Genomic DNA, 16613 nt, shown 5'->3' on the forward strand with positions numbered 1-16613 from the left:
TACCACACCGATTCCGCGCCGCGAACGGCGATGTCCCCGAGCATCAGTCCCACTGGGCGCGCAGGGCGTTGATGGCGTCCTCGAACGTCGCGCCGAGCCGATGCGACTGCTCAGCATAGGTCTTCGCCGCTTGGAGCAACGGCTCGGGAACCGTCGTCACACGCCTGATGCGTGCGGCACGGCCGGGCGCCGTCTCGATGACGCCCCGCTCGGCGAGCTCGGCATACGCCTTGGCCACGGTGCCGGGCGCCAGTCGCAGGTCACCGGCCAATTGACGCACCGAGGGCAGTTTGTCGCCGTCATGCAGGGCACCGACCTTCACCATGCCTTCGATCTGCGCGCGAATCTGTTCATAGACGGGCGTCGGCGACGATTCGCGAATCACCAGACGCAGCTCGTCTCCCCCGCCGCTCATCGACGGTCCTCACGGCTCGTCCCGGTCCAGAGACGTACGACTGAGACACACGCCAGGATCAGGTAGATGCAGGCGACCACGGCCACCACACCGCCCATGATGATCTGCGCGTTGCCCAGCGTGGGATACACGTCGTCCGCATAGTCCGGCGACAGCAAACCGTTATTGGTGCCGACGCGCACGGTGGCGGTACCGGCCACCATCAGCACGCTCACCGCGTAGGTGAGCATCGAGCCGGCGGGCAGGAACACCGCGAACCGCGTCAGCAGCACGCGCCACGCCTTGTCTTCTTCGCCGTATCGCGGATCCGGGGAGCTGGGCACATGGGCGATGCGCCACAGCGCCAGGCAGGCCGACGCCGCCAGCACGCAGGTGACGACGATTAGCGGCACCGCATAGTAGGAGCCTGGATAGGGGCCCGCCGAACCTTGCGATTCGCCGTTCGGTCCGGTCAGTGCGATGCTTCGCATCAGGCCGGAATCGTCGGGACTCGCTGTGGCGATGGTGAAGCCAAGATAGGCGATGAGCAATCCCGCGGCCAGCAACGGCTGCATGAGTACGTACCGCCGAACGTAGGTCCACGGCTCACGCGACCGCAGGGACGCCACGCGCACACCGTCACTGTCTTCCTGCCGCGACACCGAATCCGGGAACGGCAGCGCGATGACCGCCATGACCGTGGATGCGGCGAGCCCCGGCGTAAGCGCCGCGATGAGTGCCATACTTTGCGGGAACGCATCATTGAGAACGAGACCAGCAATCAGCACGATTGCGCCGGCGAGCAACGCCATCAACACACGATGACGAGCCACCGATATCGGGCCGTCGCCGGAGAACGGCGGATTCCCGCCGGCTGTCCCCGCCCGCATCGAAAGCGAGGGCTCCCGGTTCATCCGCAGCAGAGCCCTGATCACCAGCACTAGCACGGTGATGGTAAGGACCAGCATGAGCAGCCAGATCAGCATCGCCACGACCACATAAGACGCCATGATTGACATCGCAATCACCCCATTCGCCCCGTGAGGAGCAGTTTGCACGGAGGCGCTCAACCTCGACCACCAACGCAAACTGCACCATACTTCTAATACAGTTTAAAGTGTATCAAAAGTATGGTGCAGTTTCAACGGTACAAGGCAAAACAATATCTCCCTAATAACTGTGTCCATACAATTCATACGACACATATTGCGGCAGATCATACGTTTCGATGGAAAACGCCTTCGCACCGCCAAGAGCGGGCTTGGTCACATTGGTACTGCGTCCGTATACGATTCGTCCCTGTTTGTCGCGCAACACCAATGTCACACCAATATCATCCGTGTACACGCCCTTGCCGTTGTCATTATCACGTTCGCAGACCACTTCCCCGCTGAACGTGGTGCCACCAAAGTCAATGTCGTGTTTCTTCTCATTGCGGACGACGAACGATTCATCGCCACCGGTGTCAAGCAAATCATCCGCTGAGGGCTTCTCCACATTGAACTCCACGCTCGTCGGTTTTTCCCCATTCCCAGCCTGACCGGAAAAATACGCGGTCTCCCCGGCGTACACAATCGCGAACACCTGCGTATGCGAAAACATCACTGACCCATCGGCACTTTTGCCGGTAACCGTGACCTGAGGAAATTGCACGGCATGCTCGGTATCGGTATTGTGCAGCGCCAACGCATATTCCACATACCCGGTCGGCGCCGACCAACCGGATTCCGTCAATGCAACAGGATTGCCCTGCAACGTCTTTTCCCCATTGCCACTGGTAGACGGCGAATCCGATGATACATCGTCATTGTGCTTATCAACATTATTCCCAGCCGACGATTGCGCACCAGAGTCCGTTTGCGAAACCGTGTTCACATTCCGGTGCATGAGCATGTATCCGCTAACGCCGCCGGCCGCCACCAGCACCGCCACCAACACCGTCGCAATCCATATCAGCGCTCGTCGATGAATATGCCGCATCTTGCTGCCGTGCGAAACGCCTGCCTCGTCTGCGACCATCATGGCGGCTGACGTGGAACTGAGCAATCGATACAATGCTTCCGCGTTCTGCGGTCGAGTGCTCGGCTCAAACGCGCACGCCTGATTCACTATTGCACGAAGGCGTGGATCGACCACATCGCTATCGGCGAGCAGTTGCTCATATCGCGGCTTATCGGATGGCTGTACCCCGGTAAGCAGGAATCCGAGCACGCAACCAATCGCGTATACATCGCTGCGTGCATCGGTGGCAGCAAAGCCATACTGTTCCGGTGCCGCAAACCCCCAAGTGCCCAGCGTGGTCGTGTCATGCGAACGCGGCGCACCACCGGCATCATCTTGTTCGCGCGCGATGCCGAAGTCAATCAAGTGCGCGCCATCCGCTGCCATGATGATATTCGCCGGGGTGATATCACGATGGACAATACCGCAACGATGCAATTCTCCAACCGCTTCGCACAGCTGTAATCCAATGCGAGTCACTGCATGTGCGGACAATCTGCCGTCCTCGACTATCCGCTGTTCCAACGTGACACCCTGCACGTAATCGTAGACGACCACGAACCAGTCGGGCAGCTCGTAAGTGGCTTCAATATGCGGCAGTCGAGGTGAATGACATTCGGCAATCGTGGACCATAACCGGCGGCGTGCGAATTGCAGAGGAATCTTTTTGCGCACGAACGGCCCTGTGCCGTCGAGCGTCACCAGTTCGGTGACTCCATACGGGCCACTCGCCAGCACCTGTTCCACATGATAGGCATCGTCAAGCATCATGGCATGCATCGTCTGCATATCATCCACGACGTATTCCTCTCCCTGACGCCATACCGATGCCGTATCAGCCCACATCGCGACGAGCAGCAAGGCCTTCTGCCATGCTCCATCACGTATTCCCCATGCTAGTCCACGCTCAGTAGGGTCGGCTCGCCAAACCGATGCAATTCATCATCAGTGGACGCACGGCCGAGCCCTTGTTTCACACACCAAAGAATAATCGCGTCACGCCGCTGTCTGCACCATAGTTCTGATACGCCGGCGAACCTCAGCACGCGTTGGGTTTCTCGCACATCGCAGTCCAAACCGAAGGCGAGCATGATGGCATGATCGCGTCCAGGCCTGCTCTTGCCGGCGAAAATGTCATATACCACCGTGGCATTCAGGCCAGATGCACGGGCTACGTCGGCACGCTTCAGTCCATGACGAACAAGTAGGAACTGCAGATAGTCGACCAGCTCGCGGTCTTTGACCTTCTCTTCATCCAGATAGGTCTCGATGCTATCGCTGGCGAGAAGCCGATCCAAAAGTTCTTCGGTAAGGATTTTTTCGCCTGAAGTGCCGTTCGTTCTCATGGTTTCTTTTATACCGCCGTATTGCAGTGAAGCAAGGGCGGATGCCGGGCAAATTGTCGATTATTCAGTTGGCAACTGAATAATTCAGCAACGGACTGAGGAATAATGCTTGTTTTCGCGCAATAATCTCCCGCGAGATGAGTGGCTTTCGATTGGAAAGGAGAGAAGAACTATGACCAATCAATCCGATCAGCCGACCACGTCTATGCCGACGGCTTCGGCACATCAGACAAGCGGACAGCCGGGTGGGCAGCCAATCGCACAGACGAGCCCAACCACCGCTCCTATCGTGTACCCGAACGCAACCGCTGGCGGCTCCACCAACAGTTCTGTCAGCGGTCCGGCTGGTGATCTGGCACCTGGCTCAGCGCCTATTGGCCAGCCGCAGCCGCATAAGAAAACCTCGAAGTTGACGATTTTCGCCATCATTGTGGACGTGGTGTTCCTGCTGAGCACCTTTATCGGCGTAAATTCTTGGAGCACGCTTGTAATTCTTGCGGTTCTGCCGCTACTGCTTTCCGGCTTCTCCCTGTACACAACGCGCAAGAACAGCAAGATGCAGGGTCGTGTTCTGGCTTGGGTGGCAGTCGGCATTGCCGTAGTGGGATTGATTGTCGGCAGCGTGAACGTAGTGCGCATTGGCGCTAAGAGCGCGGCCAATGATGCCGCATTCAAGGAACATGAAGGTGGACTGCAAGGCGTATAACTGGCCGTCCTCCGACTTGGTTGCGCAGCTGCCGAAGCCGCAGGCCGTCAAGGGGCACATCAACACCGAAAGCTCCAGCCTGTTCTCCATTTCCGTATGTGATACGGATGCCACACAGTACGAGGCATACGTGAAGTCGTTGCAAGATAAGGGCTTCACTGTCGAATACTCCAAGGGCGAGGATGCCTTCACCGCAAAGAATGAAGCCGGCTACCGCGTGCATGCTTCGGTGAACGAGTACAACACCGATGTGATGGATGTCTCCATCTACCCGCCTCAAGACTCCACTTCGGACTCCTCCACTGACGGTTCCGCCAACGCGGATTCCAATTCCTCGACTGATTCCTCCACGAACTCGGATGCCGATGCATCTGCCGGAACTTCCGACAGCGATTTCAAAGCTGCGATGGACAGTTATGAGAAGACCATGAACGACTACGTGGACTTCATGAACAAGTACGACTCCGAAGGTCAACCGGCTTCCATGTTGGTGGACTACACGAAGTGGCTGAAGCAGTACAACGATACGATGCAGAAGTTCGATGCGTTGAACGACGGCTCCTTGACTGACGAGGAGTTGCAGTACTACATCGAAGTACAGACCCGCGTCAACGAGAAACTCAGCACCGTTCAGTAGAGCTGCCATCATACGGTCAATGCACTGAACACGGTCTGACGCATAAGTAAAGGTTCCTGTGATAGCCCATCACAGGAACCTTTACTTATTGTCGAAGCCCTTGCCTCACGCATCCGTATAGTGGTTTTTCAGAAGCGAATCAGGGATTTGATGACCTTGCGCTGGTCCATGGCTTCGTAGGCCTCATGGATGTGATCGAGGTCGAACTCGGCGGTGAACACGCGACCGGGGTTGATCTCCTTCTTGAGTACCGCGTCGAGCAGACCGGCGTGAAGATCGTAGTGACGCACCGGTGCCGGGCCGCCCTTGATACCGATATTGCCGTAGAACGTGCCTTCGGCGCTGATCGCAACATCATGCGGCAGGCCCACACGGCCGATCACGCCGCCGCGACGAATCAGACCGATGACGGTATCGAAGGACTGCCTGGAGCCCACGCATTCGAGTACGGCATCCGCTCCATAGCCGCCGGTCATCTCCAGCACCTTATCGATGGCAGCCTGGTCGCGCTCAGCCACGATATCCGTAGCGCCAAATTCACGAGCCAACGCGGCACGATCCTCGTGACGGCTCATGGCGATAATGCGGCCGGCACCAAGCATATGGGCGGACAGCACGCCGCACAATCCCACGGCGCCGTCACCCATCACCACGGCGGTGTCACCGGGCTTGACTTCGGCGGAAACGGCCGCATGATAACCGGTGGACATCACATCGGCGATAGTCAACAGCGAGGCAAGCGTGGCGTCGTCATAGTCCTCAGGGGAGCCGGGTACCTTGACCACCGTGCCGTCGCCCTCGGGTACGCGCACATACTCGGCTTGACTGGCACCGAAATAACCGCCGTGTGGGCACACGGATTCGAAGCCGGCCTTACATACCGGGCATTTGCCGCAGCTGTACGGGAAGGGCAGCACCACAAAGTCGCCGGGCTTGACGGATGTGACCTCGGAACCGATCTCCTCGACCACGCCGATGGATTCATGACCGATCTGGCTGTGGCGCGGATGGTCGGACAGGCCGCGGAAGTACCACAGGTCGGAGCCGCATACGCAGGCACGCACCACACGCACCACCGCGTCGTCGTCCTTTTCGAGGTGTGCCTTCGGCACCTCTTCCACGGCCATCTTGCCGGGTTCCACGAAAATCGCGGCCTTCATGGTTTCACTCATTGCGCATTGCTCCTTATTTCGAGGCGTCATATGCCGCCGCCCACCATATGCAGTCGATCGCGTGCTGGAACTATTCGGTCACGGCACCGACTTCGCTCCCTATTGAAGACCGGTTTCGTTATGACATCCAATAGATTTCAGCCATACGCAGTCATGCTCTCAGCGCATGGTTCGCCATGATCCCGTGGCCCAAAATCATGAAATCATATCCACCTGCATTGTGCGGCGATGCCTATGCCTGTTCTTCTTCCGGGTAATACATATGCCACTGATTGCAACGGATCTCGGTCATCATGTCCATCACGTCACGCGTATAGTCGAGATGCATCACCGACGGATCCCCGGCGATGGCGGTTTCCATGTCTTCCACCTCATAGGCCAAAGCATTGTCTGTAGCACCGGCCTCAACAACCTCAGTATGACCGTCCGCAACATATGTGATGGTGGCGCGTTCTGCACGCGGATAATCGTAGATTTCCACGTATCCTTTGTCGAAAACCGCAGTGCCACGCTTGGGCTGCTTGGCATGCAAAGAAAGAGTAACCGTGGCCATCTGCCCGTCAGGGTTGGTCAACAGGATGCCGGCTTGCTCGTCAACGCCAGTGGGAGCAGCCTTGACTTGGGAAAGCATCTGATCCGGCTTGGAACTCATGAACCAACGTACGAATGAAAGCGCATACACGCCGATATCCAGCATGGCGCCACCCGCCAGATTGCGGTTGAAGAAACGATTGGCCATATCGTATTCCTTGTAGGAACCGAAGTTCATCTGAATAAGCTTCAGTTCACCCAAAGCACCGGAAGCGATGAGGTCATTGAGCTTCTTATACACCGGCATGTGATACAGGGTCATGGCTTCGGCAAGTACCACGTGATTGGCATCCGCCAAATCCATGGCCTCCCGAAGCTCATCCGAATTGAGTGTAATCGATTTCTCACACAACACATGCTTGCCGGCAGCCAGCGCTCGGCGCAGATATGCAATATGCGTGTTGTGTGGAGTGGAGATGTATATGACGTCTACATCCGGATCGTCAAACACATCGTCGATCTGGTCGTAGACCTTACCGATGCCGTATCGCTCAGCAAACGCCACGCCTTTGGCATGTGTGCGATTGGCCACGGCATACAGTTCGCGCCCTTTGCTCTCCATAGCCTGTGCAAGTTGATTGGCGATGACGCCACATCCAAGCGTCGCCCATCGAAGTTCCCGCATCGTCATCTCCTTTGCTGTATTCGTGCTATTCATACCGTACTCGTATATATAGGTATATATAGCAAAATCCCCTCCGGGACGAACCCGAAGGGGATTTCCTAAGACGCTAGTTCAAGCGCACTAGATCTTGTCTGATGAAAATCAGGCCAGGATCTTGGTGACTCGACCGGAGCCCACGGTGTGGCCACCCTCACGCACAGCGAAGGTCAGGCCTTCCTCCATTGCGATGGGCTGAATCAGCTCAACGGTGAAGGTAGCGTGGTCGCCCGGCTGAACCATCTCGACGCCTTCCGGCAGCTCGATGACGCCGGTGACGTCGGTGGTGCGGAAGTAGAACTGCGGACGGTAGTTGGAGAAGAACGGCGAGTGACGGCCACCCTCATCCTTGGTCAGCACGTAGACCTCACCCTCGAACTTGGTGTGCGGGGTGACGGAGCCCGGCTTGGCCAGAACCTGACCACGCTCGACGTCGGTACGGTTGATACCACGCAGCAGCAGACCGGTGTTGTCGCCAGCCTCGCAGGCGTCCATCGTCTTGTGGAAGGTCTCGATGGAGGTCACGGTGGTGGACTGGGTCGGACGGATACCGACGATCTCGACCGGGGAGTTGACGGCCAGCTGGCCACGCTCCACACGGCCGGTCACCACGGTGCCACGGCCGGAGATGGTGAAGACGTCCTCGATCGGCATCAGGAACGGCTTGTCCAGATCGTGAACCGGGGTCGGGATGTACTCATCGACAGCGTCCATGAGCTTCTTGATCTGCTCAACCCACTTCTCGTGGTCCGGAGCGTCATCGTGCAGAGCGCCGTAAGCGGACACGTGGATGACCGGGCAGTCACGATCGAAGCCGTTCTCGTCGAGGAGGTCACGGACCTCTTCCTCAACGAGCTCGATGAGCTCCTCATCGTCGACCATATCGCACTTGTTCAGGGCGACCAGGATCTTCGGGACGCCCACCTGACGAGCGAGCAGCACGTGCTCGCGGGTCTGAGCCATCGGGCCGTCGGTGGCGGCCACAACGAGGATAGCGCCATCCATCTGGGCGGCACCGGTGATCATGTTCTTCACGAAGTCGGCGTGGCCCGGGCAGTCCACGTGAGCGTAGTGACGCTTGGCGGTCTGATACTCGATGTGGGCGATGTTGATGGTGATACCGCGGGCGGCCTCTTCCGGAGCGGAATCGATCTGGTTGAAGTCGTACTCCGGGTTGACATCCGGGAACTCCTCGTGCAGCACCTTGGAGATGGCGGCAGTCAGGGTGGTCTTACCGTGATCGACGTGGCCGATGGTACCAATGTTAACGTGCGGCTTAGTACGCTCGTACTTTTCCTTTGCCATTTGCTTTTGTCCTCCTGGACGTCTCGTGAGTTTCCTGCGCCCTATCACGCAGGCACTCGCTCTATTCTACTGGGTTTCTGGGTTATGTGCCACTTTGGAGAGCCAGAACCCAGTCAGCGGTACAGAATATTACCGCTGACTGGAGACACTGGCCAACTCCTCAAGCAGCGCGTGTCACTCGCCGCGCTGAGCCTTGATGATCTCTTCGGAGACGCTCTTCGGCACCTCGTCGTAGGAGTCCATCTCCATGGTGAACATGGCGCGGCCCTGCGTCTTGGAACGAAGATCGCCGATGTAGCCGAACATCTCGGACAGCGGGACCTTGGCGTCGATGACCTTGACACCAATGGCGTCGGTCATGGACTGGATGTTGCCACGACGCTGGTTCAGATCGCCGATAACCTCGCCCATGTACTCCTCCGGAGTACGGACTTCGACCTTCATGATCGGTTCGAGGATAACCGGCTTGGCCTTCGGAGCAGCCTCCTTGAAGCACATGGAGCCTGCGAGCTTGAAGGCCATTTCGGAGGAATCGACCGGGTGCATCTGGCCGTCGGTGACGGTGGCCTTGACGCCCACGACCGGGAAGCCAGCGAGAACACCGGATTCCATGGCCTCCTTGACGCCAGCTTCGATGGACGGAATGAATTCCTGGGAGATGTGGCCACCGGTGACGGCGTTCTCGAACTCGAAGGTCTTGCCTTCGGTGGTGTCGAGCGGCTCGAAGTTCATCAGGACCTTTGCGAACTGGCCGGAACCACCAGTCTGCTTCTTGTGGGTGTAGCCCTGATCCATGACGGCCTTGCGGATGGTCTCGCGGTAGGCCACCTGCGGCTTGCCCTGGTTGCACTCCACCTTGAACTCGCGACGCATACGGTCGACGATGATGTCGAGCTGGAGCTCGCCCATGCCGGCGATCAGGGTCTGGCCGGACTCTTCGTCGGTGGTGACCTGGAAGGTCGGATCCTCTTCGGCCAGCTTGGCCAGAGCGATGCCCATCTTCTCCTGATCGGCCTTGGTCTTCGGCTCGACGGCCACCTGGATCACCGTATCCGGGAAGGTCATGGAGTCAAGGGTGATCGGGTCGTCGATAGCGCACAGGGTGTCACCGGTGGTGACGTTCTTCAGACCCACGAAGGTGTAGATGTTGCCGGCATCGGCCACATCCATCGGGTTCTCCTTGTCGGCGTGCATCTGGAAGATCTTGCCGATGCGCTCCTTCTTCTCACGGGTGGAGTCGAGCACGGAGTCGCCGGGCTTGACGGAACCGGAGTAGACGCGCACGAACACGAGCTTGCCGTAGAACGGGTGCGTGGAGATCTTGAAGACCAGTGCGGAGAACGGATCGGACTTGGTGGGGTGACGATCGATCTCGACGGACTCATCGCCGGGCTTGTAGCCCTTGATGGCCGGCACGTCCTCAGGGGACGGCAGGTAATCGACAACGGCATCCAGCATCGGCTGCACGCCCTTGTCCTTGAAGGCGGAACCGCAGAAGACCGGGAAGGCTTCCTTGGCGATGGTCAGCTGACGCACACCGGCGCGGATGTCTTCCTTGGACAGATCGCCGTCCTCGAAGAACTTGTTCATGAGGTCGTCGTTGGCTTCGGCTGCGGCCTCCACGAGCTTCTCGTGGTACTCCTCAGCCTTGTCCTTGAGGTCCTCCGGGATGTCGGTGGTGTCGTACTTGGCGCCGAGGCCCTCGGTGCCGTTCCACACGTATGCCTGCATCTCGACCAGATCGACAACGCCGACGAAGTCGTTCTCGGCGCCAATCGGCAGCTGCATGACGATCGGGGTTGCGCCCAGCTTCTCCTTGATGGTGTCGACGGAGTAGTAGAAGTTCGCACCGAGCTTATCCATCTTGTTGACGAAGCAGATACGCGGCACGCCGTACTTATCAGCCTGACGCCACACGGTCTCGGACTGCGGCTCCACACCTTCCTTGCCGTCGAACACGGCAACGGCACCATCGAGCACGCGCAGGGAGCGCTCCACCTCGGCCGTGAAGTCCACGTGGCCAGGGGTATCGATGATGTTGATCTGGAACTTGTCCTTGGTATCGTGAGTCTGACGGTTCCAGAAGCAGGTGGTAGCGGCGGACTGAATGGTGATGCCGCGCTCCTGCTCCTGTGCCATGAAGTCCATGGTGGCGGCGCCATCGTGAACCTCACCGATCTTGTAGCTCTTACCGGTGTAGAACAGAATTCGCTCGGTAGTGGTGGTCTTACCGGCATCGATGTGAGCCATGATGCCGATATTGCGGACGTCGTGAAGGTCCGAAATCTCTTGAGCCATCGTTATTCCTTATTCTCCTGGATTAATTACCAGCGGTAATGAGCGAAGGCCTTGTTAGCCTCTGCCATCTTATGAGTATCCTCGCGACGCTTGACAGAAGCGCCGAGACCATTGGAGGCGTCCAGGATCTCGTTGGCCAGACGCTCGGCCATGGTCTTCTCACGACGAGCGCGGGAGAAGTCGGTCAGCCAGCGCAGGGACAGAGTGTTGGCGCGGTTCGGCTTGACCTCGACCGGCACCTGATAGGTGGCGCCACCGACACGGCGGGAACGCACCTCAAGGGACGGACGGATGTTGTCCAGGGCGCGCTTCAGAACAGCGACCGGCTCCTGGTCGGACTTCTCCTTGACGATATCGAGCGCGGAGTAGACGATGTCCTCAGCGATCGACTTCTTGCCGTCGAGCAGAATCTTGTTGATGAGCTGCGCCACCACGGTGGAACCGTAGATCGGATCGGGCAGCACGACGTGCTTCTTGGAAGGTCCCTTACGTGACATATCTCTTACTTCGCCTTCTTTGCTCCATACAGGGAACGACCCTGCTTGCGGTCCTTAACACCCTGGGTATCGAGCGCACCACGCACGATGTGGTAACGCACACCCGGCAGATCCTTCACACGGCCGCCGCGCACGAGCACGATGGAGTGCTCCTGCAGGTTGTGGCCTTCGCCCGGAATGTAGGCGGTGACTTCGATGCCGGAGGACAGGCGCACACGAGCGACCTTACGCAGAGCCGAGTTCGGCTTCTTCGGGGTGGTGGTGTAGACACGGGTGCACACGCCACGACGCAGCGGGCTGCCCTTCAGGGCCAAAGTCTTGGACTTCTTCGGCTTTGCCTGACGTCCCTTACGGACGAGCTGTTCAATAGTAGGCAACTTGAATTCTCCGATTCAGTGATTTCTCTTGGTTTCGTGCGACCGCCGCACTGCGCCCGCACTTCTCACCGAATCGCTTTCAGCACGGTATATCCGCGCTCGACGAATCATAAAAAGCTAGCCCAGTCCACCGGCCCGATGGCCTCCGCTTCTCCCGTCGATGCATTACTGCATGCGATCAGCGAATCGAAGGATATCCCAACCCGCACGCCTGTTACATAAGGCATGCCGTTGGCACACACGAATATCTATATTACGAATTCCCCGGACAACGACGCGCCGGCTTACATCATCGATACGTACTGGCCGCCATCTGGTCGGGATGGCTGTTGTTCGACACACTCAAGGCCGTTCGGCCAAGTTTACGGTCTCGCAACAGACATTCCAACCAGCCAGCTCCGCGTGGACCGTTGGCATTCCCCACAATCCCCAGACAGCAGGTGCCCCCGAGGAGTCTATGTCACTCGGGGGCACCGCCAAGAGGAGGGAACACCATTACTTAACCAGCTATCGCCTCATATATTTTTTGTTGTCTATCTGAGTTTTTGTTCTTGGAAACCTCTTGCGGAATCGGCCTCTTCGCCGCTTCTCTTCAATGTTTTCCGCACCTCCAAGTATAGCAAAACCGCTCCTGCAAAACGCCCGGTAAGACAATCGGGAGTAAGCAGGAGCGGTTGCGGTCAATCAGCGCGAGGAATGCAGCTTATACGCTGCGGACCGGCACCGAATCAGGCCTCGGCCTTAGCGGTGGCCTTGTCGGCATCGAAGGCATGCACGGAGTCGGCATCCTTAGCGGATCCCTTCTCGCCATTGTCGGAATCCCAATGGATTTCGTGCTTGTCATCGTGGTTACGCCACCAGCTGGAAAGGATGGAGCCGGAAATGTTGTGCCACACGGAGAAGAAGGTGGACGGCACGGCCGCGAGCGGGTTGGTCGCGAAGGACTGCAGGGCCAAGGTGGCACCCAGAGCGGAGTCCTGCATGCCGACCTCGAAGGTGATGGCCTTCTGCTGAGCGTAACGGAAGCCCTTCGGGTAGACCTTGTACATCAGCTTGGAGAAGCCGAAGCCCAGAGCATAACCGGACAGGTTGTGCAGCATAACCACCGGGATGGCCAGCAGGGAGGCGGCCTGGAACAGCTTCGGGCCGTTGGCGGCAACCACCACGCCGATGATCAGGAGGATGGCGACCTGAGAGACGATCGGCAGGGCCACGGTGACCTTCTCTATCTTCTTGCCGAAGATCATATGGCAGATCACACCAAGGGCGATCGGGAAGAGCACCACCTTGACGGCGTTGAGGAACAGGGACTCGACCGGCACGGACACGTACTGAGAAGCCAGCAGCTGCATCAGCAGCGGGATCATGAACGGTGCGCACAGGGTGGAGAGGATGCCGATGGAGACGTCCAGGGCTACGTCACCGCGGGACAGGTAGCTCATCACGTTGGAGGAGGTGCCGGACGGGCAGCAGCCCACGAGGATCACGCCCACAGCCAGCGGGCCGTCAAGACGGAAGATCCAGCACAGCAGCACGGCGATAAGCGGCATGATGAGAAGTGGGCGACGGTACCGACGATAACCATCAGCGGCTGGGTGAGGATGCGCTTGAAGTCGTCGAGGCTCAGCGTCAGGCCCATGCCGAAGAGCACGATGCCCAGCATGTAGCCGGTGTACGGCTTGCCCCACAGGCTCGCCTGCGGCACGAAGTAGTTGAAGACGGCCCAGACGATGACGATGACCGTGAACCATTTGGTCAGCCAGTCAGCAAAAGCCTTAACCTTTTCCATTGGTGTTTCTCTCTCTGGTAATGGAATACAACATCGCATGAAGTTATGCTCATCCAACTTGACACGAAACATTCTGCTCACATTGTGAACGAACTCTTACTGGCAACCGATCATTTTTAGGCATTCCTACAACGAAGGCGGTGCCACGTTGTGACATTCGATCAACGGGCCACCGAATCGCACCCGACAATTGCACCCGCCACCCAACGCATTCGCGACACGCCGAGATGCGCAATGACGCAAAGTTGTGTATAGTCTTCATCTGTTGTCTTCCAGTCCACTGGAAAACATGCATGGTGGCCATAGCTCAGTTGGTAGAGCATCTGATTGTGGTTCAGAAGGTCGCGCGTTCGAGCCGCGTTGGCCACCCCAGTACCCCTCCGAGGAATCGGAGGGGTTTTTAGTTTTCCTGTTGCAAACTACAGCGTTGTAGACTCGGGGCTATTGCTTCATGAGGCCCGAAAAAAGAAGGATTCGCAATGTTGTCTTTTGAAAACGACTATTCCCGCGCCGCTCACCCGGCTGTGCTTGACGCCGTGGCGCGCGCCAATGAGCACCTCTATTCCGGCTACGGCTCGGATGAGCTGACCGCTCAGGCCAAGTCCAAAATCCGCGAAGCCTGCGATCTGCCGAATGCTGACGTCTGGTTCCTGGTGGGCGGCACACAGACCAATCAAGTGGTTATCGACACGGTCACACCGGCATACGCGGGTGTGGTGGCGGTCGAATCCGGACATCCGAACGTGCATGAGGCCGGCGCCATCGAATTCAGCGGGCATAAGGTACTTACGCTTCCCCATCACAACGGCAAGATGGACGCTGCCGAGCTCGACGAATTCTGCAAGACCTTCTATGCGGACGGCAATTACGAGCACATGGTCTTCCCCGGCTGCGTCTATGTTTCGCAAAGCACCGAATACGGCACCTTGTATTCCAAGGCCGAGCTGGAAGCACTTGCCGATGTGGCTCATCGATACGACATGCCGCTCTTCGTGGACGGCGCGCGCCTCGGCTATGCGCTGACGGCGACCGGCGGCGACTTGACGCTGCCCGACTTGGCCCGTATCGCCGACGTGTTCTACATCGGAGGCACCAAAGTGGGCGCGCTCTTCGGCGAGGCCGTAGTCTTCACCAAGAACAACACACCGAAGCATTTCCTGACGCAAATCAAACAGCACGGCGCGCTTTTGGCCAAAGGCTTCGTGCTGGGCGCACAATTTGACGCACTGTTTACCGATGGCCTGTACCTCCAGATTGCCCGCAACGCCAATGTTGCCGCCGACCGTATTCGCGAAGCGCTCAAGGCCAAGGGCTATCAGCTCACGTTCGAGGCCCCGACCAATCAGATTTTCGTGACGCTCGATCAGCCGACCATCGACCGTCTGGCGCAGCATGTGAAACTTGGATTCACGGAAAAAGCCGATGACGCCCACACCGTGATGCGTATCTGCACCAGCTGGGCCACCACCGACGAGGAAGTCGATCAGCTTATCCAACTGCTGTAAGTCGGCATACGGCGAACCACAGCAGCACGACCATTAAACGCTCAATCGCGTGAGGCTATCCCTCGATGGCCTCACGCTCCATATCCACAAATTTATGGACCGAGGCCTCCACGGAATAATGTTCCTTGGTGCTCTCGGCATACTTGGCGCTCCACTCGGCTCGTTCTCGCGGATGTGCGATCCACCAATCGATGCGACGAGCCAGCAACGCCACATCCCGTACAGGAAACAGCGATTCGTCCAGCAAAGCGAACTGGCTGGCAGCAGAGAGCTCCGATGCGGCGATAACAGGCACCAAACCACAGGCCATCGCTTCGATCACACTTACCGATTCGATGTCCGCAATGGAACAGTGTACGAACAAATCGCCCGACCTTAGCAAACTCGGCATTTCAGCATGCCGATGGAAGCCGATTTCCGCTTTGCGCGCCAACAGTCTGCCGGCACGGAACTTGAGGTAATGGCGTAATGGTCCGGTACCGGCAATCACCAGCTGGATATCCCCCGCATGACGAGACATGGCAATCGCCTTGATCAGCGTGATCTGATCCTTCTCATGCGCCAGACGTCCCGACGCGATGATGCGGAACGGCACCGGCGATGCGGCTTTCGGGTCCGGAAGCTCGCCCGGTTGATATTCCGGAGAATATCCGTTGGAAATCATATGCAGTGTCGCCTGATATCCATGCGAACGCAATAGACTCGCCGTCATCTCGGTAGGTACATGGATATGGTCGACACGCTTATACAGCCAGTGCTTGAACAGCCAGTACAAAAAGGGTGAGATACCCGGAATATGACGCAATGGCCCCGCGGAATACAATACATTCTCCGGCTGCAGATGGAAGCCGGCAGTCACCGGGATACCCATCTGGCGGGCGACTTTAGCCGCATGACGGCCGAATTTGAACGGCATGTAAATATGCACCACATCCACGCCTTGGAATGCGGTACGGAAAAGCGTGTCACTCGGCTGGGCAAACTGCATGAGCTGTTTGGCCGCCACCCAGGAGACCAACGGCACCTTGTTCACACGGGCCGGATATTCAGGGGCGCCGATGCCCACCAAACGCACGTGATGCCCTTGCCGCTCCAATTCGGTTGCCCATTGCAGCGCCGAATTGGAAGTGCCATTCCCTTGATTGCCCACCGTATCCACTACCAAGGCAATAGTCAGAGGCCTATCGAGACTTTCCTCACTCCCGTTTTCACGCATTGCCTCATCTTAAGCCACGGCCACACACCAAGTGGCTATGGCAAAGGCAAACATCCGGTTCACTTGAGAAAACAGTGTGGCGAGATATGCATTGCCTAATTATTGCCTAGCAACGACC

The 16613-nt window shown here is 58.0% G+C and carries 14 protein-coding genes, 1 tRNA gene and 1 pseudogene; 4 read left to right on the forward strand and 12 right to left on the reverse strand.

The genetic code is table 11. The annotated features are described in order from the left end of the window. Positions 1 to 43 precede the first annotated feature (43 nt). The 4 genes from G1C97_RS08375 to G1C97_RS08395 form a co-directional block, all read right to left on the reverse strand. Positions 44 to 415, reverse strand: coding sequence for a GntR family transcriptional regulator (locus G1C97_RS08375; RefSeq protein ID WP_169241381.1), 372 nt, complete (start codon positions 413 to 415; stop codon positions 44 to 46). Then, positions 412 to 1413 (reverse strand): hypothetical protein, encoded by a 1002-nt coding sequence (locus tag G1C97_RS08380; RefSeq protein WP_169241382.1) that lies wholly within the window; start codon positions 1411 to 1413, stop codon positions 412 to 414. Before G1C97_RS08380 ends, G1C97_RS08375 begins: the two co-directional genes overlap by 4 nt. A gap of 151 nt (positions 1414 to 1564) precedes the next feature. Further along, positions 1565 to 3184, reverse strand: a complete 1620-nt coding sequence (locus G1C97_RS12105; RefSeq protein WP_240951084.1) for a serine/threonine protein kinase — start codon at positions 3182 to 3184, stop codon at positions 1565 to 1567. Positions 3185 to 3291: 107 nt separating this feature from the next. Continuing rightward, positions 3292 to 3741 (reverse strand): helix-turn-helix domain-containing protein, encoded by a 450-nt coding sequence (locus G1C97_RS08395; protein ID WP_169241383.1) that lies wholly within the window; start codon positions 3739 to 3741, stop codon positions 3292 to 3294. 172 nt (positions 3742 to 3913) lie between these two features. On the opposite strand from G1C97_RS08395, the gene G1C97_RS12325 reads away from it, so the two are divergent. Further along, complete coding sequence (locus G1C97_RS12325; protein ID WP_240951077.1) at positions 3914 to 4447, forward strand: hypothetical protein; 534 nt, start codon at positions 3914 to 3916, stop codon at positions 4445 to 4447. Further along, positions 4422 to 5084 (forward strand): DUF6591 domain-containing protein, encoded by a 663-nt coding sequence (locus G1C97_RS12330; protein WP_240951078.1) that lies wholly within the window; start codon positions 4422 to 4424, stop codon positions 5082 to 5084. Before G1C97_RS12325 ends, G1C97_RS12330 begins: the two co-directional genes overlap by 26 nt. 128 nt (positions 5085 to 5212) lie before the next feature. Here G1C97_RS12330 and G1C97_RS08405 read toward each other — a convergent pair whose 3' ends face one another. The 7 genes and pseudogenes from G1C97_RS08405 to G1C97_RS08440 all read right to left on the reverse strand — a co-directional run bounded on the left by G1C97_RS08405 (position 5213) and on the right by G1C97_RS08440 (position 13774). Continuing rightward, positions 5213 to 6256: a zinc-dependent alcohol dehydrogenase family protein gene (locus G1C97_RS08405; RefSeq protein WP_169241384.1), complete on the reverse strand. Its 1044-nt coding sequence runs from the start codon at positions 6254 to 6256 to the stop codon at positions 5213 to 5215. Positions 6257 to 6488: 232 nt separating this feature from the next. Beyond that, a complete protein-coding gene (locus G1C97_RS08410; protein ID WP_205832577.1) occupies positions 6489 to 7472 on the reverse strand; it encodes a Gfo/Idh/MocA family protein in 984 nt (327 codons plus the stop codon). A 141-nt stretch (positions 7473 to 7613) separates the two neighbouring features. Next, entirely contained in the window at positions 7614 to 8813 is a 1200-nt protein-coding gene (gene tuf / locus G1C97_RS08415) for an elongation factor Tu (RefSeq protein ID WP_100496698.1), read from the reverse strand. Between the two features lie 174 nt (positions 8814 to 8987). Continuing rightward, complete coding sequence (fusA, locus tag G1C97_RS08425) at positions 8988 to 11111, reverse strand: elongation factor G (protein ID WP_169241386.1); 2124 nt, start codon at positions 11109 to 11111, stop codon at positions 8988 to 8990. Between the two features lie 26 nt (positions 11112 to 11137). After that, positions 11138 to 11608 carry a 30S ribosomal protein S7 gene (gene rpsG / locus G1C97_RS08430; RefSeq protein WP_094667337.1) on the reverse strand — a complete coding sequence of 157 codons (471 nt, stop codon included), beginning with the start codon at positions 11606 to 11608 and terminating at the stop codon, positions 11138 to 11140. 5 nt (positions 11609 to 11613) lie between these two features. Beyond that, entirely contained in the window at positions 11614 to 11985 is a 372-nt protein-coding gene (gene rpsL, locus G1C97_RS08435) for a 30S ribosomal protein S12 (protein WP_003813881.1), read from the reverse strand. A gap of 728 nt (positions 11986 to 12713) precedes the next feature. Further along, positions 12714 to 13774: pseudogene (locus G1C97_RS08440) on the reverse strand (bile acid:sodium symporter family protein). A gap of 296 nt (positions 13775 to 14070) precedes the next feature. Here G1C97_RS08440 and G1C97_RS08445 point away from each other — a divergent pair. Further along, a tRNA-His gene (locus G1C97_RS08445) sits at positions 14071 to 14146 on the forward strand. A gap of 107 nt (positions 14147 to 14253) precedes the next feature. Then, positions 14254 to 15279 (forward strand): threonine aldolase family protein, encoded by a 1026-nt coding sequence (locus G1C97_RS08450; protein ID WP_169241387.1) that lies wholly within the window; start codon positions 14254 to 14256, stop codon positions 15277 to 15279. 55 nt (positions 15280 to 15334) lie between these two features. Here G1C97_RS08450 and G1C97_RS08455 read toward each other — a convergent pair whose 3' ends face one another. Beyond that, a complete protein-coding gene (locus G1C97_RS08455; RefSeq protein ID WP_169241388.1) occupies positions 15335 to 16495 on the reverse strand; it encodes a glycosyltransferase in 1161 nt (386 codons plus the stop codon). Positions 16496 to 16613: the final 118 nt, after the last annotated feature.

The sequence above is a fragment of the Bifidobacterium olomucense genome (assembly GCF_012932375.1).
In the GTDB taxonomy this organism is placed as follows: Bacteria; Actinomycetota; Actinomycetes; order Actinomycetales; family Bifidobacteriaceae; genus Bifidobacterium; species Bifidobacterium olomucense.